Below are 405 nucleotides of genomic sequence, written 5' to 3'. Positions count from 1 at the left end.
TTGAACAGGGTATAGCGCGAGTGCAGCGCATGGCCCGGATGACGGAAGTCTTGGAGATGCTCATCCGAACGCGGTGGGCGCGTCGGCGGGGTGTACAGCATCGGCTCGCCCGCTTGGCGCTGTTCGTGTTGATGCGACCGGGGGTCTTGGCTATGGCGCTGTTCGTGTTCGCGTTGCTGCGCGTCCACGGCCTGACGATGCAACTGCGCATGTTGCTGCGCGAGCTGGTGTTGCTGCTCTCGCGCTGCCTGCGCTTGCTGTTCCTGCTGCTGCAATTGCGCGATCCTCGCCTGCTCCTGCATGTCCACGCTGGCCGGTTTTTCATGGGCCGGGTTGCTGTGAGCCGGTGGCTGTTGTGTCTGCCGGTGTGCTTGCGCCAGGTGCGCCGCCTGCTGCTGCGCCTGC

The 405-nt window shown here is 65.2% G+C and carries 1 protein-coding gene; it reads left to right on the top strand.

The window, feature by feature from the left end; translation table 11 throughout:
- Positions 1 to 152 precede the first annotated feature (152 nt).
- Positions 153 to 405 (top strand): hypothetical protein (locus tag XalbCFBP2523_RS16965; RefSeq protein ID WP_211286588.1); only part of this gene is annotated, 253 nt, incomplete at its 3' end.

It is taken from the genome of Xanthomonas albilineans (assembly GCF_002939705.1).
In the GTDB taxonomy this organism is placed as follows: domain Bacteria; phylum Pseudomonadota; class Gammaproteobacteria; order Xanthomonadales; family Xanthomonadaceae; genus Xanthomonas_A; species Xanthomonas_A albilineans.
Note: the sequence above shows the minus strand (reverse complement) of the source record. Positions and strands in the feature narration are given on the sequence as shown.